Origin of the sequence: Sporosarcina ureae DSM 2281, assembly GCF_000425545.1 — a bacterium.
Taxonomy (GTDB): Bacteria; Bacillota; Bacilli; order Bacillales_A; family Planococcaceae; genus Sporosarcina; species Sporosarcina ureae.
This window is the reverse complement of record NZ_AUDQ01000011.1, coordinates 14,683-35,835: the sequence shown is the minus strand read 5'-3', so window position 1 is coordinate 35,835 and position 21,153 is coordinate 14,683. Positions and strand designations below refer to the sequence as shown.

Below are 21,153 nucleotides of genomic sequence, written 5' to 3'. Positions count from 1 at the left end.
ACTAACGATTTTTATTTGCAAAAGTTATTTGGTTTAATAAATTACGCATGATCAAAATCTGTTTTGTGTATGATTCGTATGGATAATAGAATGGATAACCATGTCAGTAAGGCGCTAATTAGTAGAACGGAGAGTGCGATTGTCCATTGATTGGTAGTAATAAGGTCTGCGGTTTGCAGAAAGAATTTTTGCTCTGCCGCCATTCTTGGATTTTCCATAATATTTAAGATGATTCTAAATGACATCATGCTCAGTAACGGCAAGGCAATTGTTAAAGAAGACGCCAGTATATAGCCCGCCTTGAATTGCAACGGATAAAAGAGGGAAATGATGAGATAAAAGCATCCAAGTGCGATGAGTAATTCAGGAATTGTCATCATCCGAGTAGGAAATGGAGCAAATATATCGAACAAGAAGATATAAAACAGCACAGCCACCGTTGACAGACCGAACCAGATGATAGCAGATGCATACTTCGCCAGTACGAATTGTTTTCTTGTAACTGGAAGGCTGTTTAGTAAGACAGATTCTTTCTCAAATGCCTTGTTACTTGTTGAAATAGCTATGAAATAGGCGACGAAGATTAGAAGTAAAACATGACGCACAGGTTGACCATCCGTAAAAAAATTTGTAAAGATAATGAACCACAGAGCCGAAATAAGGTAAGTACTCGTCTTTTGTGTGTATAAATCTTTTCGGATCAAAGCATTCATTCGAATTCTCTCCTTCCGGTGTAATACATAATGTCTTCGAGTGTCGGTTTTTCAATAAATAATTTTGACAGGTGATCTAAAGGAATCTCGGCAGTATCTGCCAAACATTCAAAGCCGACATCTGTAGTACGCAGTCCAATTACAGGGAGTCCATCAAGCAGAGTACGCTGATCTGTTGTACCTTTGACCAATACATAACGTTCGGTGAATTCGTCTTTCTCACCTTGAAAGATAATCTCGCCCTGATGAATGAAAACAATGAAATCTGCTATTTTCTCCAAGTCAGTCGTAATATGCGTTGAAAAGAAGATAGCCTTTTCTTCATCTTGTATGAGGTCTTGCATCATATCGAGTAGTTCGCGTCGGACGATTGGATCCAGACCGGCTGTTGGTTCATCCATAACGATAAAATCTGGATGGTGGGAAAGAGCCATTGCAAGTGAAAACTTCATTCGCATACCTTTCGATAAATGCTTTACGCGTTGGGCTGTATTCAACTGAAACTTTCTCAGATAGTAATAGAATAGTTCATCGTCCCACTTGGCATAGAAGGGGGCAAGAATCCTTTTATTTTTCTCGATAGTCAGTTCTTCATAATAGAAATCTGCATCATACACGAAACCTATGCGCTCCTTGATCTCCACCGTGTGGTTTTTATGTGACTCGCCAAACAAACGTATTTCTCCTTGATCAGCTCGAATTAAATCCATCAAACAGCGAATGGTCGTTGTTTTCCCAGCACCATTTGCCCCAATGAATCCCGTAATGAATCCTTTTTTAATATCGAAGTTGAGATTATTCAGTGCAAAGCCCTTAAACTGTTTGGTCAGACCTCGTACTTCCACTATATTTTCCATTCTCTTCACTCCTTATATAGAAATGTCAGCATATGAATTAACTCTTCAAGACTTACGTCAAAAGCTCGCCCATCCTCAATAACGTTCATCAGCTGTTCTTCAATTTTCTTTAACTGTTCTTCTTTTAATAGCTCGTGATTCTGCGCAGCAACAAATGATCCTTTGCCTGGAAAAGTCTCAATAAGTCCATCCCGTTCCAGTTCTTCATAAGCCTTTTTCGTTGTGATGACACTAATCTGCAGGTCTTTCGCTAATTTACGTATAGAAGGCAGTGCCTCTTTCTCTTTCAGTGTCCCTAATAAAATCTGCTCTTTCAACTGGTTTTTAATTTGCAGATAGATCGGTTGGTTCACCGAATTGGAGATGACAATATTCAATACATCACCCCTTTCTTCTTATACTGTATATGTACAGTATACACAGTGTGTGACAGTTGAGTCAACCATAAAAAAACCCCAGAATAGAGTTCTGGAGTTTTTCAATATGAGCAGTTACTATCAATTAACCTGTTTGCACTTGATCATACGAATAATGATAGGATTCTTTTTTGGTGTGAATGAGTAAGAAAAACAATGTTAATGGGCCGATGCGGCCTAAAAACATAACGAAACAAAGAATTACTTCACCTGCAGGGCTAATGTTTCCTGTAATTCCCAATGAAAGTCCTACTGTTGCAAAAGCAGAGACTGTCTCAAATAATAAAGGCAGGAATGGCACCTTTTCAGTAACAGTCAGCAAAAATAAAGCAACAAAGATAATGACAGAGCTAACCGCTCCTATAGCCATAGAACGAAATATGACTTCGGACTTGATGGTACGCTGGAAAATATGCGGTTCTTTTATTCCCCTAAAGTAAGAAATCGTTGCCAGTAAAATAATCATAAAGGTCGTTAACTTTATTCCGGAAGCGGTAGATGCGCTGCCCCCGCCTATAAACATGAGAAGAAGTGTCAGTAAGAGAGAGGACTCCTCCATATCTCCGACGATGATCATATTGAAACCGGCAGTACGTGGGGTCACGGCTTGGAAGTAGGAAGTCCAAAGCTTGTCAATAAAACTCAAACTGCCAATTGTTTTTTCATTATGAAACTCCAAGATGAATAAGAAGAGCGTAGCAATAACGTTCACAATCAGCGTGCCGAAGATCATCATTTTCGTGTGTAGTGTCCATTGTTGAATGGATCTCTTTTGAAGGATGTCCTTCACTACAATAAAGCCGATTCCGCCAATAATAAATAAACCAGAAAGGATAATTGTAATAATAGGATTACCTGCAAACGAACTCAAATTGTCCGGAAATAATGAAAACCCAGCGTTATTAAATGCAGATACTACATGGAATACACTGTAGTACATTCCTTGTTTCCAGCCAAACTCAGGTATCCATACAGTGCATAATGCGATAAATGCAATACTTTCTATTACAATCACGAACGTTACGATTTCACCTACAAAGCGAACGGTTCCACCAATGGACTGATAGTTGAATGTTTCCTGGATGAATATGCGGTTGGTCATACCAACTTTTCTACCTAAAATAATGAGCACTGCAACGGCAAATGCCATTAAACCGACGCCGCCTATTTGAATCAGTATGAGCAACACGACTTCTCCGAAAATGGTTAGTGTAGCGGTGATATCAAAGACGCTCAGTCCAGTTACAGTTGTAGCGGACGTGGCAGTGAAAAGTGCGTCAATCCAGCTAATTGGTTTATATGTAGCTATCGGTAATTTTAATAGTAAGGTACCGATTACTATAGTAAATAGGAAAGATGAGGCTATAAGAGCAGGAGGAGAAAAAGTTTTCCTACGTTTTTTAATAGCTTTCATGATCTTTTCATCTCCAGGTAGATCGAATAAAATAACAAAAAGACTCGTAGCTCTTACAAAATTAGCAACAAGTCTTCGTTTTAAGTTCATTAAAAAATATGATACAGTGTGAACAAGGGAGTGAATCCAGATGAGCAATTGTGCAATTGATCATACGCAACAAGAAGTTGTAGAAAAATTAGCAGAGCAGCAATCCTTCATGCCAGAAGAATTAGTGGAAAGCTGTGAGTTGTTTTTAAGCAAACCATTGAGTCAAGAGACATTGAATGTAGTATTTCATTTGTTAAAAAAATATGACTTGGCAACAGAAGAAGAACGTGCAGAACGTAATAAGAACTTGCAACAGTTATTTCTATGAGCTAAATGATCCGTCTACTCTATATGGTAAGTCATTACTGGACGTCACTTTGTAAAAGAGAAATCGCAGACTCAAGTAACTGAATATCTTGTAGGATAAAAGTTTTGATATCGGCGGGCGCAGTATGGTACTCGTCACTGAGTAGTTCAAGCTCTCGGATGAAAATAGAACTTTCATTTTGGTTGGTCATGATTGCAACCCTCCTTATAAGTCAATTTACCCCCTAAGATGGCGTTTTAAACTGTATTGAAATCAAATATTTCAATTACATTACATTTGGGTTGCTGACTAACTGAGACTTCGTTGGCGACCAAGTTAGCAAGAATTCCTGGGTACGACTACGTCCGATAGACAGCAAGTCATCCATTTGCTCTTCACTCAAATCAAATTGTGTCGCACTATAATTTTCTACGGGAATGAAGACTATATTTTGCACATGTCGTTTTGAGATATACTTTTCATCATGCGCATTCTTCATAGTAGAGAATAACGCTTCAAATAATTGCATAGCATTTCGAATGGTGCGGCCGGGAACTTCATCTTGATTGCGACTCAATTTGATCCCAATTACGGGTAGTTTACGCGACGATGTATCTTCGTCAAAAATCCACATCGGGAAATTACTTAATACGCCGCCGTCTACGACAATCGTTCCTTTTGGTGCATCGAGACGTACAGGTTCAAAAAAGTAGGGGATACCACAACTCATACGCAGTGCCTTTGCAATGGAAAATCGATCAGCATCATATCCGTATTCCTGTAAATCATCAGGAAGTACCATCATCTTGCCATTTGTTAAGTCAGATGCGACCAATTTTAACGAGCCTTTTGGAAGATCACCAAACGCATAACAACCTTTACGCGCAAGCTTTTCAAAAAACCAATCCTCCAATGCCTTTCCTTGATACAAACCCATTCTCCAATAAAGCGAGACCCATTTCATAAAAGGGAATGGCAATAGAGTCTTTCGCGGATCCAGCAGAGCTTGGAAATCTTCTTCAGCCAACATGACTTCAATTTCATCGGCTGTATAGCCGGCCGCCAAAAAACTCGCAACAATAGCTCCTGCACTTGTGCCAGCTACGTTTTCAAAGCGATAACCTTGTTTTTCCAATTCTTGCACCGCTCCAACTAGCGCAAAACCTTTTAATCCTCCGCCTGAAAACACGCCATTTATTCGCACTGTATCCCTGCTTTCATTTTTATTGGTCTACTAATGTAAGGTATTCGCAACAGAAATAGAACATTATTCATATGAATATGTATGAAAATTCTCTTTCAGTGAACTATAATAAGGAATCTATACAAACATGTACAGGATTCGATTATAGATTGTTGGAGGAGGTGTGCAACATGAGCGTATTTATGCGGATTGCACTGACGTTAGTCATTATTGGTGCTCTAAACTGGGGATTGATCGGCTTTTTCAACTTTGATTTGGTTGCCAGCGTATTTGGAGGACAAGACACGATTCTGGCGAAGATTGTCTATGCCATTGTGGGACTGAGCGGATTGGCAGCGATTGGACTTTTAGTTAAATCGAATGAAGAGATTATTGTCGACGAGGATGAGAAAGTAGAGCCCCATAAGCAGTTCGATCGAATTCGAAATGTGAATTACAACACAGAATTTGGGGAAGAACTGGATATGATGAAGAAGCGTAAAAAAGTGGATCGATCACCTAAGGACCCTAAAGAATAATCAAATAGTGTTCTCGTGTTAAAGCGGGAACACTTTTTGATGTAGTGGTGAGAAATAGTTGCCTATCCGAATTACCTGTCAGGCGATATCAACTAGAATTGAACTGAAAAGCGCAGTGAGGAGATCCTCACTGCGCTATTTAGATTGTCCTCCTGATAAAGCTAACATGACGACCGGCTTGTCTATCTTGGCGATAGGAAAAGCCTTCTGGGCTAAGGAATGTACATGTACGGTCGATTGTAATATTGGCTTCAGGAATTCCAACCAACGTGCATTGTTTCTTCACTGTCAGTTGGTTATCAATATGATATTTTCGTGTTACTGCATTATAGGATATGAATTCGTCTGCATAGCCGAGGTTGTGAAACTTCGTATAGACATCTTCATCGACTTCAAACATTTCTTGACTGAGTGCTGCACCGATTTGGACATGAACACGACTCAGGTCACAGTGCTCGTATTGCTGTAGGTGGCGGAACAGCTTTGGTGTGATTTCCTTCACCGTGCCTTGCCAACCGGAATGAATGGCTCCAATCAATGGACTAGCCTCACTGTAAAATAATATAGGAACGCAGTCCGCCGTTAAACTGCACAGCACGATATCTGATTCAAGTGTATATAGTGCATCTGTGTCAGGAATTGCCGTATCTTGTCGCAATGCACCTTTACCTCTTTCTTGTGCAGTCACTTTATAAAAGTTTGCGCTATGTGTTTGATTGGCAAATACGAAATCTTCCAAATTACATTGCAAAAAATTCGCCAACTGTCGGCGATTGTTCATCACGTCAACGGGTGAAACGCATGCATGTAAAGCAGTATTATTGCACTCAGGTTGACTGCAATCTTTCAGAGTCATACCTAGTAGGATATTGTTATGGTCTTGATGGATGGTTGTTTTCATAACTCTCGATCCGCATTCAGCAATAGTTGCGTTAGAATTTGTGCACCATAAATTAAGGCATCGGTATTAAACGACATCTGGGGATGATGCAAGCCTGGTTTCAAATCACAACCGAGTCCAATCATCGTGGCAGGAATTTCAGGCGTTTTCCACGTGTAGAAATGAAAGTCTTCCGCCCCTTGAGAAATACATGGTCCATCTATGTTTTCTTCACCTAATACTGAGCCGATCGCCTGTTGTGCCAGTTGGATTGCTGTGGCATTTTCCGTAGCAGCAGGTGAATAGCCTTCTTCTTCATAAGCAATCTTCGTCTCTGTCAGTGCAGCAGTGTGCTGTATAATGTGGCGGGCTTTTTTCAGCAAAGCATCCATCGTCTCATTCGTTTCAGCGCGAACGTCGAGCGTAAATCGAGCGCTGGCGGGGATGGAGTTACTTGTTTCACCACCATGTAGCTCTGTAATTTTGATGGAAAACTTTTTATTGCCTGGCAAGCGGATCTGACGCAGTGACTGGATTAGGAAACTCGCTGCTTCAATTGGGTTATTACCTTCTTCAGGTCTCGCTGCATGCGCAGGTGTACCTGTAATCGTGCCTATAATAGTTGCAGACGATCCATGTAAAATTGCAGGGGCAGATTTACCGAACGGAACTTCCGTATGTGGACGTACGTGCAGGCCGCCTAGAAATAGAACATCTTCAAGCACGCCTTCTTTCATCATTTGCAACGCACCTTCTGCCAACTCTTCTGCAGGTTGGAAAATGAATCGGATCGTATGATGTAAATCTGTTTCGCTGTTCTTTAATGCTAGTGCGGTATATAACGCCATTGTACTGTGTGCGTCATGTCCGCACGAGTGGTTAGCTATTACTTCGCCGTCGACTTCCTGTACCAGTGCATCCATATCCGCACGCAACGCAATGACGCCCTTCGTACGACCGGCAATTTCTGCGATGAAGCCGTGATGCCCATTGTAGGTAGTGATACTTAATCCGGCAGATGAAAGCTGATCCTGTAAATAACATGAAGTCTGCTGCTCTTGCCAACTAGGTTCAGCAATAGCATGCAGGTCTTGATAGGTCTGTAGGATTTCCTTTTTATGAAGTTCTATATAGTTTAGTGGATCAGACATTATGCATTACCTCCGTTTGTATGAAGTGGATGATCTTAAAAGTAAAACATATTGACTAGTATACAGCAATGAAGGTGACTATTCGTCAAGAATTAATTGACTTTTCAAAAACGGTTATTTGAACATAATAAAGTAATAGCTCGCACCATAAATGGAAGGAGAATTTTTATGAAACTTATAATAAATAAAGAATTCTAAAAAACAATCGATGATGTATTGTGGGTTCAGTTAGCGCACACGACGCCACCTATTGGATTAGCTGAATATGTAAAAGACTTTGAACCCCATCCTATGAAAAGTAATAATTTTACAGGTTATTTCTACTAGTAAAATATAGTGATGAAAATAAAATGAGATAGTTTAAGACGTAGAAGAAAACTTACTACAATAGGGTTTAGGCTATATCACGTTCTAATTAAATCAAATAAATTGCTTGTATTCATTTGATTTCTAGTTTTTTTTACAGTATAGTGTAAACCTGCTTGTGTAATTCATCTCTAAAGGGGGAACTATGAAGAAAATATCAAAGGTTTTTTATATTACCATTGTCTTAATAATAATTGCGGTAGGATATGGAGTAATAAATCCAGTACATTTCGAGGAAATCACTTCAGCTGGTAAAGCTTTTGTAGCATCAACATTTGGTTGGTACTATATGTTAATTATGACAGCGTTACTGTTGCTCAGTATTTTTATGATATTCAGTCCATACGGTAAAATCCGTTTAGGAAAAGATACAGATCGTCCGCAATTCTCTACGATTACGTGGATTGCGATGCTATTCTCGGCCGGGATGGGAATCGGACTCGTTTTCTACGGTGCCGCAGAACCATTATCCCATTACGCAGTACCAGCAACAGAGGATCCGCTAACACCTGCTGCTTTTAAAGAATCTATGCGGAAAACATTTCTACACTACGGTCTTCATATCTGGGCTTTGTATGGAATGGTCGCATTGGCATTGGCATACTTCCAGTTCAGAAAAGGCGAACCAGGCCTAATCTCAACAACATTGAAGCCAATCTTCGGAGAAAAAGTAAAAGGTCCTTTAGGAACAGTAATTGACGTACTCGCAGTTTTTGCAACTGCTTTCGGTGTGGCAACTTCACTAGGATTAGGTGCTGTTCAAATTAACGCAGGATTGGATTACTTGTTTGGCTTTACGATAGGTATCCAATCGCAAATTATTATCGTGACGGTCGTAACGGTACTATTTATTGGATCAGCCTGGTCTGGATTAAGTAGAGGGATTCGCTATCTGTCCAATATCAATTTGATATTAGCAGTAGCCCTTTTAGGATTAATTCTTATTCTTGGACCTACTTTATTGATCTTTAATATGTTCACGGATTCAGTTGGTGGTTATTTTACAAATCTCATCGATATGAGTATGGGCACAGCTCCACTCAATGGTGAAAATCGTGGATGGTTAGATGGATGGACTATATTTTATTGGGCTTGGTGGATTTCTTGGTCACCATTCGTCAGTATGTTCATTGCGCGAGTGTCTAAAGGGCGTACAATACGTGAATTTATGGCAGGCGTCTTGCTTGTACCTTCATTCTTTGGGTTCTTATGGTTCTCAACGTTTGGTACTACAGCAATCGAAATGCAGAATAACGGAGTAGCAGATCTCGCTTCTTTAAATATTGAAGTAGTTGCATTCGAAATGTTTCACGCAATGCCATTTTCATTAGTTCTATCATTGTTCGCGATTCTTTTAGTGACATCGTTCTTCATCACGTCGGCTGACTCAGCGACTTACGTGTTGGGCATGCAGTCAACGTATGGTTCGTTGACGCCACCAAACTCCGTAAAAGTGGTTTGGGGTATCATTGTTTCGACAATTGCATTGATTTTGCTTTCAGCAGGTGGACTTCTTGCCTTGCAAAATACAATCATCATAGCGGCCTTGCCATTCTCATTCGTCATCTTACTGATGATGTATGCGTTGTTTAAGTCAATGAATGAAGAGCTATATAAAATGAAATAAAAGGAAGGAACATGCGAATTATTTTGCATGTTCCTTTTTTATAAGAAAAGGACAGTATAGCAGAGGGGCGACGTTTCACTGCGTACAATTTGTAGCTAGTTCTTAAGTGTATAAAAGGAAATATAATCAGTAAATAAACTAGATATTCTTGAAGTAACGAAAACTAATTTCAGTTGCTCTAAACTACATATTGTTTTCTCTTTTCTTAAGTAATTATAAGCATAGGATGTTAAAATAACGTAGATAAGTTGGATTGAAACAATGGAAAAGGAATAGGTGTACAATATGAGTTTATTAACAGTAAAAAATATTAGCCATGGATTCGGTGACCGTGTAATTTTTGAAGATGTGTCATTTCGTCTATTAGCAGGTGAACATATAGGATTAGTAGGTGCCAATGGAGAAGGTAAATCTACGTTTATGAATATCATTACGCATAAGCTGGAGCCGGATGCGGGAACTGTCACGTGGTCAAAGCGTGTTCGTATCGGATACTTAGATCAACATGCGGCTTTGAAGCAGGGGATGTCCATCCGTGATGTATTGCGCACAGCGTTCCAATATTTATACGATATGGAAACTGAAATGAATAGTCTCTTTGCGAAGATGGGTGAAGTGGAGCCGGATGAACTGGAAAGTTTGCTTGAAGATACTGGACAAATTCAAGAATCTCTAGAGCAGAGTGATTTTTATATGATTGACGCAAAAGTAGAAGAAGTTGCAAATGGTCTTGGACTCGATGAATTTGGTTTGGATACTGACGTAAATGACTTGAGTGGTGGCCAGCGTACAAAAGTATTACTGGCTAAATTGCTGCTTGAAAAGCCCGATATCTTATTGCTTGATGAACCAACGAACTACTTGGACGTTGAGCATATTGAATGGTTGCGTACGTACTTACAAGAGTATCCAGGGGCATTCATTTTGATATCGCATGATATTCCATTCTTGAACAGTGTCATTAACTTGATTTATCATATGGAAAATCAACAGGTCAATCGTTATCCTGGCGACTATGACGAGTTTTTGCGTGTGCGTGAAATGAGATTGCAACAAGTCGAAGCTGCTTATAAAAAGCAACAAAAAGAAATTTCGCATCTGAAGGATTTTGTAGCTCGCAATAAGGCGAATGCAGCAACCAGTCGAATGGCAATGTCCCGCCAAAAGAAACTGGATAAGATGGACGTTATAGAGCTAGATTCAGAAAAACCAAAGCCGCATTTTGATTTCAAAATGGCAAGGACACCCGGGAAATATTTATTTGAAACGACAGATCTAGTGATTGGATACGATGAACCTCTTTCGAAGCCTTTAAATCTATCTATGGAACGTGGACAGAAAATCGCTCTTGCTGGAGCAAACGGAATCGGTAAAACAACACTGTTGAAAAGTATTCTCGGGGAAATAAACGCTCTTTCCGGTAAAGTAGAGCAAGGTGAGCATCTATCAATTGGTTATTTCGAACAGGAAATGAAAACAGACACAGAGCATACGTGTTTGGAAGAAATCTGGAGTGAGTTCCCACACTTTGCGCAATATGAAGTACGTGCAGCTTTAGCGCGTGTTGGATTAACTACGAAACATATTGAAAGTAAAGTAAAAGTATTAAGTGGGGGAGAGCGTGCAAAGGTACGTCTTTGTAAACTGGTAAATAGCGAAACAAATCTACTAGTATTGGATGAGCCCACAAACCACTTGGACTATGATGCAAAAGAAGAACTGAAACGTGCTTTGAAAGAATATAAAGGAAGCATCTTACTCATATCACACGAGCCTGACTTTTATGAAGATGTAGTATCTACTATTTGGAATGGTGAGACGTGGACTACGAAGATGTTCTAAACAAACGATACTGTTCCACGTGAAACAAAAATCCAACCGATGCCGGTTGGATTTTTTTATTCAGTTACGCATTTCCATTTGCTGACAACATGATAGGGTGTAGGCGCGTTTCACTCAGTACTTGTGATCATTGATGCAATCCGCTTCTTTGTAGGAATCAATTCAATTGTTCTCAAAATAATTGCATAAACTTTTTTAACGCAAATGAATGATAACTGTTCTTCTTAGTGACGATGCCAAGCTCCCATAGTAAAGGCGGCTCTTGAAGGGGAATCATCTTTATTTTTTTATTTGTAAACTTCGTTGAGATGGATTGAGGAAGAAGCGTGATACCTAGTTTGGCTGCCACCAGTTCAATGATCAAATCCCATTGGGAGCTTTCATACGATATAGTCGGATTAAAGCCTGCCTCTTTACATGCGCCTATAATATAGCGATGTAAGGCAAAGCTTTTAGAAAACAGGATGAGTTGTTCATTTTTTAACTCGGATAATGCAACAGCATCTCGTTTCGCAAAGGGATGATCAGTATGGACAAACAGAAAGAATTCATCTGATATAAAAGGATGAACCTGGAAAACATCTTGATTAGTCGGCAACACAATAATACCAGCATCAATCTGACCTTTATCTACAAGCTCTTCTACTACTTTAGCACCCAGTTCGTGCAACTCGATTTTAATATGGGGATAATTCTTTGAAATGTTTTTAGCAATCTGTGGAAAGAACAGTGTGCCAATCAAAGGTGGCATGCCGATTTTAATTTCTCCCGACACGCCCTCGGCAAGTTCTTCGAGTAAGACAGGAAGCTCTCCGAGTAATTGTAGAATTTGCTGTCCTTGCTCATATACAATGTCTCCCGCATCCGTCATTCGAAGGCTACGTGTAGAACGGTTGAAAAGTATGACATTTAGTTCTTCTTCAAGTTTTTTCACTGATTTACTTAAAGAGGGCTGTGATATATAGGAATATTCAGCGGCTTTTGTAAAGCTTAAATGATTTGCTACGTGTATAAAAGCTTGAAAGTCTTTGAGTTCGATGATCATCCAACCTTTCATTTATGCATATTGAGAATAAAGTTCATTCACTATATTCATTTTACATATAAGTCAGAAATCTGTACACTATTACTAAAGAGTCGGAGGAGGTTACAGTATGAGTAAAGTAATGAATTCATTTTTGGAAGCGGTTTCAGATATTCAAGACGGTGCTACGTTAATTGTAGGAGGTTTCGGATTATGCGGTATTCCGGAAAAATCCATTGAGGCGTTACAGGATCGTGGCGTGAAAGATTTAACTGTAGCTAGTAATAACTGTGGAGTAGATGATGCAGGTCTTGGGAGGTTGCTAGTGAATAAACAGATTAAAAAGATGATTGCATCGTATGTTGGAGAAAACAAGACTTTTGAAAAGCAGTTCCTTAACGGGGAGTTAGAAGTGGAACTGAGTCCGCAGGGAACACTTGCCGAGAGAATTAGAGCGGGGGGGGCAGGAATTCCTGGATTCTACACAGCAACAGGAGTAGGTACGCCCATTGCAGAAGGTAAAGAAACGAAAGAGTTTAACGGTAAGACGTATCTGCTTGAAGAAGGGATCGTCGGAGACTTTGCGCTTGTGAAAGCTTGGAAGGCCGATACCCTTGGAAACTTAGTGTACCGCAAGACGGCAATGAACTTTAATCCACTTGCTGCGATGGCAGGAAAAATAACGATTGCGGAAGTGGAAGAAATCGTAGAAGCTGGCGAACTTACTCCAGAAGAAATAGATACACCGGGTATTTATGTACAGCGGGTCTTACTTGGAACGGATTATGAAAAACGTATTGAGCGCTTAACAGTGAGAAAAGCGTAAAAAGGAGAGATGAACATGACAGAAACACGAAATTCAATCGTAAAACGTGCGGTCGAAGAAATTCAGGACGGCATGAATGTTAACCTTGGGATCGGTATGCCAACACTTGTCGCCAATGAAATACCAGATGGGATGACGGTTTTATTGCAGTCGGAGAACGGCTTGCTAGGTATCGGTCCTTACCCCGTAGAAGGACAAGAGGATGCAGATTTGATTAATGCTGGAAAAGAAACGATTACGACAGTCCCTGGTTCATCCTTTTTTGATAGTGCGGAATCGTTTGCGATGATTAGGGGTGGACATATCGACTTGGCGATTCTTGGCGGCATGGAAGTTTCGGAGAGCGGAGACTTGGCTAACTGGATGATTCCAGGAAAAGTCGTTAAAGGAATGGGCGGCGCAATGGACTTAGTTGTCGGTGCAAAACGTGTCGTAGTGATTATGGATCATGTCAATAAACACGGTGAATCGAAAGTTAAGAAAACCTGTGCGTTGCCGTTAACGGGACTTAGTGTTGTAGATCGACTCATCACAGACTTGGCTGTGTTTGATTTCACGGAAGACGGCATGGTGCTCGTTGAAACATCTGCTGGTATTACAATAGACGAAGTAAAAGGTAAGACAGAAGCAACGTTTACGGTTTCACCAGACTTCATAATTAGATAATATATTTTGACGATACCCTCTATTGTAGGTATCGTCTTTTGCGTTCACATGACAGACTTGGAGGTAGGTTTATGGAAAGAATAGCGATCATAGGATGCGGTACAATGGGTCATTCCATTGCACTGAGTGTTGCATGGGCTGGATACGATGTGACGATGCATGGCATAGCCGCTGAAGTACTCGAGTGCGCCCAGGCAAGCATCGCAAGTAAGTTGAAAGTGCTAACGGATAATGAGTTATTGGCGTTTGAAGAAGTGGAATTAGTGAAAGAGAGAGTAACTACAGTAACTACAATAGAAGAAGCTGTGAAAGATGCGACGTTCATTATCGAAGCGGTGCCTGAACGTCTAGAGTTGAAGCAACAAATCTTCAAGCAACTGGATCAGCTTTGTGATCCGTCCGTCATTCTTGCAAGTAATACTTCGGCAATCAGTCCGACAGATATCGCGGATCTAACAATACATCCTGAACGCACAGTCATCACACACTTTTGGCATCCGGCGCACTTAATTCCGTTAGTCGAAGTAGTTAGAGGAACCAGAACGAATGATGAAACAGTTGAACGTTCCATAGCACTACTGAATGAGCTAAATAAGAAGCCAATCGAAGTAAAAAAGGAAGCACCCGGCTTCGTAGGAAATCGTTTGCAATTCGCTTTATTGCGTGAAGCACAGCATATTCTACAAGAAGGAATCGCGACGAAAGAAGATATAGATGCTGCGGTGCTTTATAGTATCGGTAGAAGACTACCTGTCACCGGTCCTTTCCTATCAGCAGATATGGGTGGTTTGGATGTATACACAGACATATCGAATTATCTATATAAGGACTTATCGAATGCAAAACAATCCGCAACAAGTATGCAGGAATTATTGGACGCGGGCGAACTCGGCAGTAAAACAGGTAAAGGGTATTATGAGTGGAATTCTACATTTACTGAGGAGATAAATACTGCACGAGAAAAAGAGCTGATCCGTTATATGAAGCAAGATAGAGGGTTATGAAGGGAAAATGCCAGAACACCCAAAGCGGGTAGTTCTGGCATTTTTATTTTTTAATTAGTAAATAGCAAAAGTACGGTGCGCCTATCAATGAAACGATAATACCTGCTGGAATACCACTTGGCTCCAAAATATTTCGACCAATTGTATCTGCTAGCAATAGAAGAAAGCTACCGAGCAAAATAGCAATAGGTAAATTCATTTGATGGCGTGGGCCGATTAGGGACTTGGCGATATGAGGCGCCATCAGCCCGATGAACGCTATGCCACCTGTGACCGACACAGCGGAAGCGGCTAGAGCTACGGCGGCCAGCAATAATATTGCACGCTCTCGTTCGATCGACACGCCGATACCCGTCGCAACAGCTTCATTCAAACCGAGCATGTCCAGTCGGTGTGCTTTAAATAAAGCGAAAGGAATTAATATGAGCAACCAAGGGGCAAGTGCCCAAATATAAGGCCAATCAGTTCCCCAAATATTCCCGGCTATCCATCTTGAAATAAAATCCACTTTCTCTTGCTTGGCAGAAGAAGTCAATACGACCATTACACCTGAAAGAGCCATCGAGAATCCAATACCGACTAGTACAAGGCGCATAGGCTGTAGTCCGTTTTTTCTACTGTAAGCAAATAGATAAATTAAAACGGAGGTGATGGTGGCTCCCAAAAATCCTACTAACGGCAATAAGTAAGCGAATGCGCCAGCCTCAATCGGTACAAACAAGAAAAATACCGCAATAGCGACTCCAGCGCCGGAATTAATACCGATGATACCCGGATCCGCAAGATCGTTTCGCGTGATACCTTGTAAAATAGCACCAGACAAGGCAAGCGCAGCACCAGCCAGCAACGTAATGATGATTCTAGGAAGGCGAATAGAAAACAGTACAAACTCTTCTTTAAAAGTGCCTTGGCCAAGGAAAGTAGGGCCTAGCCGGTTCCATTCAATAGAAGCAGCTCCTAAACCAAGCGCGAGAATAGTTATGAAGAGAATTAAAACAACTAAACATACTCCGAGAATTCTTTGTTTTCTTCGTATACGTGGATGTATCATGAGAATGCTCGACCTCCCTTGCGTACGATCAAAAGAAAGAACGGTAAGCCAATGATGGCAATCAATGCAGCAACAGGCGTTTCAAACGGTGCTTGTAGCATTCGTCCAACAGTATCCGCTAGCAACATAAAAGTTGCACCTAAAAGAGCGGAAATGGGAATGATGAATCGGTAATCTGTTCCGACGATTGCACGAACAATATGTGGAATCATTAATCCGACAAATGCTAGGTTACCCGCTAATGCCACAGCAGCTCCTGCTAATAAAATAATAACAATAAACAACATGACTTTTATTTTCAATGTATTTTGTCCAAGTCCAATCGCTACTTCTTCATTCAAGCTCAATAATGTCAACTGGCGTGAAAGTACGAGTGCGACGAAGATACCTATGATGATGACGGGCGCAATAGTCTGAAGCTGTCCCCATGAGGTGCCAATCAATCCGCCGGCTGTCCACATTGCCACATCCTTTGAAATCTTAAAATACAAACCAACGCCCTGTGCGATGGCGAATAAAAATGTAGAGACGGCTGCGCCTGCCAATACCAGTCGAATGGGTGCAAAGCCGCCTCGCTTCGCGGAAGCAATACCGAAGACGATCAGCGCACCAACAGCCGATCCAATGAAGCAAGCTGTCATGATACCGAAATAGTTGATAGTTGGAATGAAGGCAAGTGCAATAGCTAATGCGGCATTTGCCCCGGCAGTCAGTCCAAGCAATCCCGGATCGGCCAAAGGGTTTCGCGTCATGCCCTGCATGATAGCCCCTGAAACGGCCAAAGCGGCACCCACAAACACGGCACCTACTTCACGCGGAAAGCGTATTTCTTTTAGGATCTGAATGTTGTCTTCTTGGTTTGATGTGAATGAAAGTAAAACATCTTGCCATGAAGTGTGAGCGGCACCAAGCTTCATAGCAAATAGGAAACTGATTATTAAAAGGATCGTGCTAGCAAATAATTTAAAACTAAACGGTATAGCTTTTCCAACGGGTTTATCCATTCTATTCATCCGCTCCTTTCTTGTCATAAAAAAAGGGATCTTCAATGAAGAAGAGCCCCATCTTGTTTGATTACTTAGTTCCTAAAAAGCTTTTGATGAAGAAATCAAGTTGGTTATCAAGTGTGTAAGCATCGTTGAAAGAGAATTCTGCTGTGTTTACCTGATAGACTTGATCATTTTTGACGGCAGGAATATTCTTGTATGTTTCTGTTTCCAGGAATGAATTATCTCCTGTATCACTTTTACTCAAGATGACATAATCCCCGGCAAATTCAGGCAAGACTTCTGCAGATAGGGCGTAATATCCGTCTTTCTCGGTCATTTCCTTGACCTTTTCAGGCATAGCCAATTTCATTTCCTGGTATAGGATTTCAGTTCCTCTACCCCAGTTATCGCCGAAGACGTAAATTTGTTTGTCAAACTCTTCGATGACGGAAACTGTCGTATCTTCTCCAATCTTGGCTTTAATATCTTCTCCTGCCTGCTTCGCACGTGCCTTAAATGCATCTACCCATTCTGTTGCTTCTTTTTCCTTATTCAATAACTTACCGATTTCGATTTGTTGTGTTAAATAATCTACTTTTCCGTATGTATACGTAACAGTAGGTGCAATTTCTTTTAATTTATCAATGTTCTTAATTGTGTTCAGTCCAATAATTAAATCGGGCTCCAGTTCAATGATTTTTTCGATATTTTCGTCTGAAACTTCTTCTACATCTTTCAGAAATGAATCAAAGCTTGGATTATCCTTTGACCAAGATTCTGCCCCTACCAAATTCACGCCAAATTGATGTACAGTACCAGCAAAACTTGATAATACCACAACACGCTGTGGGTCTGCAGGAACCTCCACAGGACCTTCTTCGGATTCATAAGTAATCGTGCCGCTTGTTCCTTGTTCTTTTGCAGGTGTATCTTCTTTCGCAGGTTCTTCCTGTTTATTGCCGCAAGCTGCTAACGCAAGTACGATAAGCAAAAGGGCAGGTAATAGAATTTTCTTCAACAGTTATTCGTCTCCTTTTAGTAGATCATATGTGATGCATAACGGTTTGCCCGTTCTTGGATCCGTTCCGATTTCCGCGTCAATTCGAAATACTTCTCGCAGTATGTCGGGTCGTATTACGTTTTCGCACATACCCGCACGTACAATTTCTCCATCTTTCATGGCAATGATGAAATCGGCAAAACGTGCTGCCTGATTTAGGTCATGAAGTACCATGACAATGGTGCGTTGCTGCTCTTCATTAAGCCTTTGCAACAGCTCTAGTACTTCCAACTGGTGTGCCATATCCAAATAAGTAGTCGGCTCATCTAGGAAAATTATATCTGTTTCCTGAGCAAGTGCCATCGCAATCCAAACGCGCTGCCGTTGACCACCGGATAATGCATCGACTTGACGGTATTTGAAATCAGTCGTATTGGTGACTTCGAGTGCCCAGTTGATGACGTCCATATCACGCGGTGTCAAACGCCCCATTGCATTCTGGTAAGGAAATCTACCGTAGGATACCAATTCACCAACCGTTAAACCACTGGCGGCTTCTTGTGTCTGAGGAAGAATAGCCATCTTTTGTGCGAGCTGTTTCGTCCTTTGTTTCACGATATTCCCACCATCTAATATGACGTCTCCTGATTGATGAGGAATTAAGCGTGTAACGGCTTTTAGAAAGGTTGATTTGCCACATCCATTTGCTCCGATGATGGCAGTCACTTTCTTGTCAGGTATTTGAACCGATAATCCTTTAACAATCAGGCGATCATCGTATGAAACTTGTAGATTATCTGTATACAAGCGAACCATTTCGTGAAATCAAACCTTTCCTACTAAATAATCATTGATAATGATTATCAATGTCGTTACAATGAGAACTATAAATTGAAATGCAAGCGATGTCAATAATTATTTTAAAGGGAGAAGATGGAATGAGACAAGATCAGCTACTGGACGTAACGATTATCGGCGGCGGACCTGCGGGGTTATATGCTGCATTTTATAGTGGATTGCGTGAAATGAAGACGAAAATCATTGAATATCAACAGCAGCTTGGTGGAAAGATCCATGTCTACCCAGAAAAAATGATTTGGGATATTGGCGGTATGACCCCGGCACCAGGAGCTCAAGTAATTGAACGGCTTGTGGCTCAGGGATTAACATTTGACCCAGAAGTCGTACTCAATGAAAAAATTGTGAAGATCGAAAAGACAGAAGACAAGTACTTTGCATTACATGGCTCCTCGGGTACTGTTCATTATAGTAAAACCGTGATAATTGCGACAGGTACGGGTATTTTGAATCCACAGAAGATTGAGGTGGAAGGCGCAGAACGATTTGAAGTGTCGAATTTGAACTATACGGTAAAATCTTTAGGACGCTTCAAAGGGAAGACCGTTCTGATTTCAGGTGGTGGCAACGCAGCGATTGACTGGGCGAATGAACTGCAGCCGATTGCTAAGAAAGTATATTTAACTTATCGAAAAGAGAATTTGAACGGCCATGAAGCGCAAGTAAGACAACTTTTGGAGAGCGGTGTGGTCTGTCACTTTAATACAAATATATCTCGATTTATAGCGTCAGAAGATCATAGCTCAATTGAGAGGGTGGAGCTGCGACACAATGAAGAAGAAAAAGTTACCACGATAGCTGTGGATGAAGTGATCATTAATCACGGTTACGCGCGCGATACTTCGTTAATTGGCGATCAGCAACTTGGCGTTGAACTAACGGAACATAAACAGATCGCGGGTACTTGCACAAGTGCTACGTCCATAGAGGGGATGTATGCGGCAGGGGATGTACTGAGCCACAAAGGCAAGTTGCATTTAATTGCAGGGGCATTTCAGGATGCAGCGAATGCAGTAAACTGCGCCAAAATCTATATTGATCCCGAAGCAAATGAAAATGGCATGGTATCTTCCCATAATGAACTCTTCAAGGAACGAAATCGAGAATTAGTGAAACAGCTTATATAAACAAAAAAAGGAACTGACCGACGATTTATATTATCGTAGGTTAGTTCCTTTTTTAGATCTTCATCAGCTTCTCCAGACGTTTCGTTAGCATATCGCGCCATTCTTCAGCTAGTGCTTCGACTTCCAATATCCGTTTCAATCCTTCTAAATCTTTAGGACGCTGAAAATACACTTCATTTGCATAAAGAATGGAAACGTGGTTTGGGTCTTGTTGAAGCAAAGTAATCGGAGAATCCGAACGAACAATTCCTTCTTTAACAACACGGCATAGGTATCCTGTGAATCCGGTGTTGACCATTCCTTTCATCAGACCAGGCAACCCAGTGCGCTTACTAATGGTGCTGCAAGGTACTCGACCTTGAGTGACTTGAATCACTGCATCTCCAACTGTAAACATATCTCCAATACATATATCTTTCTCGAGCATCCCGTCTACTGTCAGATTTTCTCCGAATGTAGAAGTGGGCAACATGCAGGAGAATTCCCTTTGCCAGAGATCATAGTGTTCACTTGGATAGATACAGACCGCTCGGTCGGGACCGCCATGGTGCTTCGTGTCTGCAATTCCATCCCCTTGAAAACCATCTACAGAAAGAAATGCTTCTTTTGCAGTCTGTTTACAAATAGCGCTAGAAAATTCTCCGCCATTAGCAGATTGTAATGTGCGCGGCATCCCAATAGAAAGTGTTCGTAGTGATGGTTCAATGTTCAATAATAACCCCTTCTTTCCGTGTAATTATACATTAAGTATACGATAAACACGGGATATAGAAGAGGTAATTAAAGCACATATTAGATTGCGACCACGATCAACCAAAAGATATGCATGCATAGTACTGCGATATAAATGAATAATGCAGTAGTCAAAGCGATACGTACGACAATCCCTGAAGAACTTACTGTCACGATATACAAAAGTATCAAAGGTAATCCTAGTTTCACTACATAGAACAAAGGAATACTTTGTTCATATAAAAACGCTACTAGTAGATTGGCTTCATCTATATGACCAAGCCGTAAACCATAATCCGTGAAAACGGCATCTAATAAACATAAGCAAGCTAATAGAAAGCCCGCATTTAATAATCTGTTTTGCTGAATAGGAAAGTCCTTTACTGTATTCATTTTATTCGCTCCTTAGATACAGTGTAGTTACCTAGGATGAGTAGTAAGTGACTATTTTATTCATTGTTTCACAACAATATTTATATTTTTATTTGCATTATACTATAAAAATGCGTATAGTACATTACAACAGTAATGCACTAGGTAACCTTAAGGTG

23 protein-coding genes are annotated in these 21,153 nt (G+C 40.8%); 8 read left to right on the top strand and 15 right to left on the bottom strand.

Annotation, left to right across the window (positions count from 1 at the left end):
- Positions 1-41 precede the first annotated feature (41 nt).
- From H605_RS0111335 to H605_RS0111320, 4 genes are all read right to left on the bottom strand, one after another.
- A complete protein-coding gene (locus H605_RS0111335) occupies positions 42-713 on the bottom strand; it encodes an ABC-2 transporter permease (protein ID WP_029054321.1) in 672 nt (223 codons plus the stop codon).
- Positions 710-1,570: an ABC transporter ATP-binding protein gene (locus tag H605_RS0111330; RefSeq protein ID WP_029054320.1), complete on the bottom strand. Its 861-nt coding sequence runs from the start codon at positions 1,568-1,570 to the stop codon at positions 710-712. Before H605_RS0111330 ends, H605_RS0111335 begins: the two co-directional genes overlap by 4 nt.
- Positions 1,571-1,575: 5 nt before the next feature.
- Positions 1,576-1,947, bottom strand: coding sequence for a GntR family transcriptional regulator (locus tag H605_RS0111325; protein WP_029054319.1), 372 nt, complete (start codon positions 1,945-1,947; stop codon positions 1,576-1,578).
- Positions 1,948-2,071: 124 nt separating this feature from the next.
- Positions 2,072-3,400, bottom strand: coding sequence for a TrkH family potassium uptake protein (locus H605_RS0111320; RefSeq protein WP_037561965.1), 1,329 nt, complete (start codon positions 3,398-3,400; stop codon positions 2,072-2,074).
- A gap of 130 nt (positions 3,401-3,530) precedes the next feature.
- Between H605_RS0111320 and H605_RS0111315 the strand changes: the two genes are divergently transcribed.
- Complete coding sequence (locus H605_RS0111315) at positions 3,531-3,758, top strand: hypothetical protein (protein ID WP_029054317.1); 228 nt, start codon at positions 3,531-3,533, stop codon at positions 3,756-3,758.
- 34 nt (positions 3,759-3,792) lie between these two features.
- On the opposite strand, the gene H605_RS18970 is transcribed toward H605_RS0111315, so the two are convergent.
- Positions 3,793-3,948: a hypothetical protein gene (locus H605_RS18970; RefSeq protein WP_155979523.1), complete on the bottom strand. Its 156-nt coding sequence runs from the start codon at positions 3,946-3,948 to the stop codon at positions 3,793-3,795.
- Between the two features lie 75 nt (positions 3,949-4,023).
- On the bottom strand, positions 4,024-4,941 hold the full coding sequence (locus H605_RS0111305; protein ID WP_029054316.1) for a patatin-like phospholipase family protein: 918 nt from the start codon (positions 4,939-4,941) through the stop codon (positions 4,024-4,026).
- Between the two features lie 170 nt (positions 4,942-5,111).
- Between H605_RS0111305 and H605_RS0111300 the strand changes: the two genes are divergently transcribed.
- Complete coding sequence (locus H605_RS0111300; RefSeq protein ID WP_029054315.1) at positions 5,112-5,459, top strand: DUF378 domain-containing protein; 348 nt, start codon at positions 5,112-5,114, stop codon at positions 5,457-5,459.
- Positions 5,460-5,598: 139 nt separating this feature from the next.
- Here the strand turns inward: H605_RS0111300 and H605_RS0111295 are convergent, their stop codons facing one another.
- Together H605_RS0111295 and H605_RS0111290 are read right to left on the bottom strand one after the other, a co-directional pair.
- Entirely contained in the window at positions 5,599-6,360 is a 762-nt protein-coding gene (locus H605_RS0111295) for a purine nucleoside phosphorylase YfiH/LACC1 family protein (protein WP_029054314.1), read from the bottom strand.
- Positions 6,357-7,490 (bottom strand): amidohydrolase, encoded by a 1,134-nt coding sequence (locus H605_RS0111290; protein ID WP_029054313.1) that lies wholly within the window; start codon positions 7,488-7,490, stop codon positions 6,357-6,359. The genes H605_RS0111295 and H605_RS0111290 overlap by 4 nt, the downstream gene beginning before the upstream one ends.
- Before the next feature lie 511 nt (positions 7,491-8,001).
- Here H605_RS0111290 and H605_RS0111285 point away from each other — a divergent pair.
- Entirely contained in the window at positions 8,002-9,483 is a 1,482-nt protein-coding gene (locus tag H605_RS0111285) for a BCCT family transporter (protein WP_029054312.1), read from the top strand.
- A 285-nt stretch (positions 9,484-9,768) separates the two neighbouring features.
- On the top strand, positions 9,769-11,325 hold the full coding sequence (locus H605_RS0111280) for an ABC-F family ATP-binding cassette domain-containing protein (RefSeq protein ID WP_029054311.1): 1,557 nt from the start codon (positions 9,769-9,771) through the stop codon (positions 11,323-11,325).
- Between the two features lie 172 nt (positions 11,326-11,497).
- On the opposite strand, the gene H605_RS0111275 is transcribed toward H605_RS0111280, so the two are convergent.
- Entirely contained in the window at positions 11,498-12,364 is an 867-nt protein-coding gene (locus tag H605_RS0111275; RefSeq protein WP_029054310.1) for a LysR family transcriptional regulator, read from the bottom strand.
- 115 nt (positions 12,365-12,479) lie between these two features.
- Between H605_RS0111275 and H605_RS0111270 the strand changes: the two genes are divergently transcribed.
- The 3 genes from H605_RS0111270 to H605_RS0111260 all read left to right on the top strand — a co-directional run bounded on the left by H605_RS0111270 (position 12,480) and on the right by H605_RS0111260 (position 14,845).
- Positions 12,480-13,175, top strand: a complete 696-nt coding sequence (locus H605_RS0111270; RefSeq protein ID WP_029054309.1) for a CoA transferase subunit A — start codon at positions 12,480-12,482, stop codon at positions 13,173-13,175.
- A 15-nt stretch (positions 13,176-13,190) separates the two neighbouring features.
- Positions 13,191-13,841, top strand: coding sequence for a 3-oxoacid CoA-transferase subunit B (locus H605_RS0111265; protein WP_029054308.1), 651 nt, complete (start codon positions 13,191-13,193; stop codon positions 13,839-13,841).
- A gap of 71 nt (positions 13,842-13,912) precedes the next feature.
- On the top strand, positions 13,913-14,845 hold the full coding sequence (locus H605_RS0111260) for a 3-hydroxyacyl-CoA dehydrogenase family protein (protein WP_029054307.1): 933 nt from the start codon (positions 13,913-13,915) through the stop codon (positions 14,843-14,845).
- 43 nt (positions 14,846-14,888) lie between these two features.
- Here H605_RS0111260 and H605_RS0111255 read toward each other — a convergent pair whose 3' ends face one another.
- The 4 genes from H605_RS0111255 to H605_RS0111240 all read right to left on the bottom strand — a co-directional run bounded on the left by H605_RS0111255 (position 14,889) and on the right by H605_RS0111240 (position 18,701).
- Positions 14,889-15,896 (bottom strand): FecCD family ABC transporter permease, encoded by a 1,008-nt coding sequence (locus H605_RS0111255; protein WP_029054306.1) that lies wholly within the window; start codon positions 15,894-15,896, stop codon positions 14,889-14,891.
- Positions 15,893-16,900, bottom strand: a complete 1,008-nt coding sequence (locus H605_RS0111250) for a FecCD family ABC transporter permease (protein ID WP_029054305.1) — start codon at positions 16,898-16,900, stop codon at positions 15,893-15,895. The genes H605_RS0111255 and H605_RS0111250 overlap by 4 nt, the downstream gene beginning before the upstream one ends.
- Positions 16,901-16,970: 70 nt before the next feature.
- Entirely contained in the window at positions 16,971-17,903 is a 933-nt protein-coding gene (locus H605_RS0111245; RefSeq protein WP_029054304.1) for an iron-hydroxamate ABC transporter substrate-binding protein, read from the bottom strand.
- 3 nt (positions 17,904-17,906) lie between these two features.
- Positions 17,907-18,701 carry an ABC transporter ATP-binding protein gene (locus H605_RS0111240; RefSeq protein ID WP_029054303.1) on the bottom strand — a complete coding sequence of 265 codons (795 nt, stop codon included), beginning with the start codon at positions 18,699-18,701 and terminating at the stop codon, positions 17,907-17,909.
- Positions 18,702-18,823: 122 nt separating this feature from the next.
- Here H605_RS0111240 and H605_RS0111235 point away from each other — a divergent pair, with 122 nt between their 5' ends.
- Complete coding sequence (locus tag H605_RS0111235; RefSeq protein WP_029054302.1) at positions 18,824-19,870, top strand: NAD(P)/FAD-dependent oxidoreductase; 1,047 nt, start codon at positions 18,824-18,826, stop codon at positions 19,868-19,870.
- 52 nt (positions 19,871-19,922) lie between these two features.
- Here the strand turns inward: H605_RS0111235 and H605_RS0111230 are convergent, their stop codons facing one another.
- Entirely contained in the window at positions 19,923-20,543 is a 621-nt protein-coding gene (locus H605_RS0111230; RefSeq protein ID WP_051210567.1) for an MOSC domain-containing protein, read from the bottom strand.
- Between the two features lie 119 nt (positions 20,544-20,662).
- Positions 20,663-20,995, bottom strand: a complete 333-nt coding sequence (locus tag H605_RS0111225; RefSeq protein ID WP_051210563.1) for a DUF5658 family protein — start codon at positions 20,993-20,995, stop codon at positions 20,663-20,665.
- Between the last annotated feature and the right edge of the window lie 158 nt (positions 20,996-21,153).

What these genes read in the sequence shown, in the direction of transcription:
- H605_RS0111260 (WP_029054307.1), top strand. Translation starts at nt 13,913, where the DNA reads ATGGAAAGAATAGCGATCATAGGATGCGGTACAATGGGTCATTCCATT.
- H605_RS18970 (WP_155979523.1), bottom strand. Translation starts at nt 3,948, where the DNA reads ATGACCAACCAAAATGAAAGTTCTATTTTCATCCGAGAGCTTGAACTA.
- H605_RS0111330 (WP_029054320.1), bottom strand. Translation starts at nt 1,570, where the DNA reads ATGGAAAATATAGTGGAAGTACGAGGTCTGACCAAACAGTTTAAGGGC.
- H605_RS0111315 (WP_029054317.1), top strand. Translation starts at nt 3,531, where the DNA reads ATGAGCAATTGTGCAATTGATCATACGCAACAAGAAGTTGTAGAAAAA.
- H605_RS0111230 (WP_051210567.1), bottom strand. Translation starts at nt 20,543, where the DNA reads ATGCCGCGCACATTACAATCTGCTAATGGCGGAGAATTTTCTAGCGCT.
- H605_RS0111240 (WP_029054303.1), bottom strand. Translation starts at nt 18,701, where the DNA reads ATGGTTCGCTTGTATACAGATAATCTACAAGTTTCATACGATGATCGC.
- H605_RS0111235 (WP_029054302.1), top strand. Translation starts at nt 18,824, where the DNA reads ATGAGACAAGATCAGCTACTGGACGTAACGATTATCGGCGGCGGACCT.
- H605_RS0111295 (WP_029054314.1), bottom strand. Translation starts at nt 6,360, where the DNA reads ATGAAAACAACCATCCATCAAGACCATAACAATATCCTACTAGGTATG.
- H605_RS0111300 (WP_029054315.1), top strand. Translation starts at nt 5,112, where the DNA reads ATGAGCGTATTTATGCGGATTGCACTGACGTTAGTCATTATTGGTGCT.
- H605_RS0111265 (WP_029054308.1), top strand. Translation starts at nt 13,191, where the DNA reads ATGACAGAAACACGAAATTCAATCGTAAAACGTGCGGTCGAAGAAATT.
- H605_RS0111285 (WP_029054312.1), top strand. Translation starts at nt 8,002, where the DNA reads ATGAAGAAAATATCAAAGGTTTTTTATATTACCATTGTCTTAATAATA.
- H605_RS0111320 (WP_037561965.1), bottom strand. Translation starts at nt 3,400, where the DNA reads ATGAAAGCTATTAAAAAACGTAGGAAAACTTTTTCTCCTCCTGCTCTT.
- H605_RS0111250 (WP_029054305.1), bottom strand. Translation starts at nt 16,900, where the DNA reads ATGGATAAACCCGTTGGAAAAGCTATACCGTTTAGTTTTAAATTATTT.
- H605_RS0111225 (WP_051210563.1), bottom strand. Translation starts at nt 20,995, where the DNA reads ATGAATACAGTAAAGGACTTTCCTATTCAGCAAAACAGATTATTAAAT.
- H605_RS0111270 (WP_029054309.1), top strand. Translation starts at nt 12,480, where the DNA reads ATGAGTAAAGTAATGAATTCATTTTTGGAAGCGGTTTCAGATATTCAA.
- H605_RS0111335 (WP_029054321.1), bottom strand. Translation starts at nt 713, where the DNA reads ATGAATGCTTTGATCCGAAAAGATTTATACACACAAAAGACGAGTACT.
- H605_RS0111280 (WP_029054311.1), top strand. Translation starts at nt 9,769, where the DNA reads ATGAGTTTATTAACAGTAAAAAATATTAGCCATGGATTCGGTGACCGT.
- H605_RS0111290 (WP_029054313.1), bottom strand. Translation starts at nt 7,490, where the DNA reads ATGTCTGATCCACTAAACTATATAGAACTTCATAAAAAGGAAATCCTA.
- H605_RS0111255 (WP_029054306.1), bottom strand. Translation starts at nt 15,896, where the DNA reads ATGATACATCCACGTATACGAAGAAAACAAAGAATTCTCGGAGTATGT.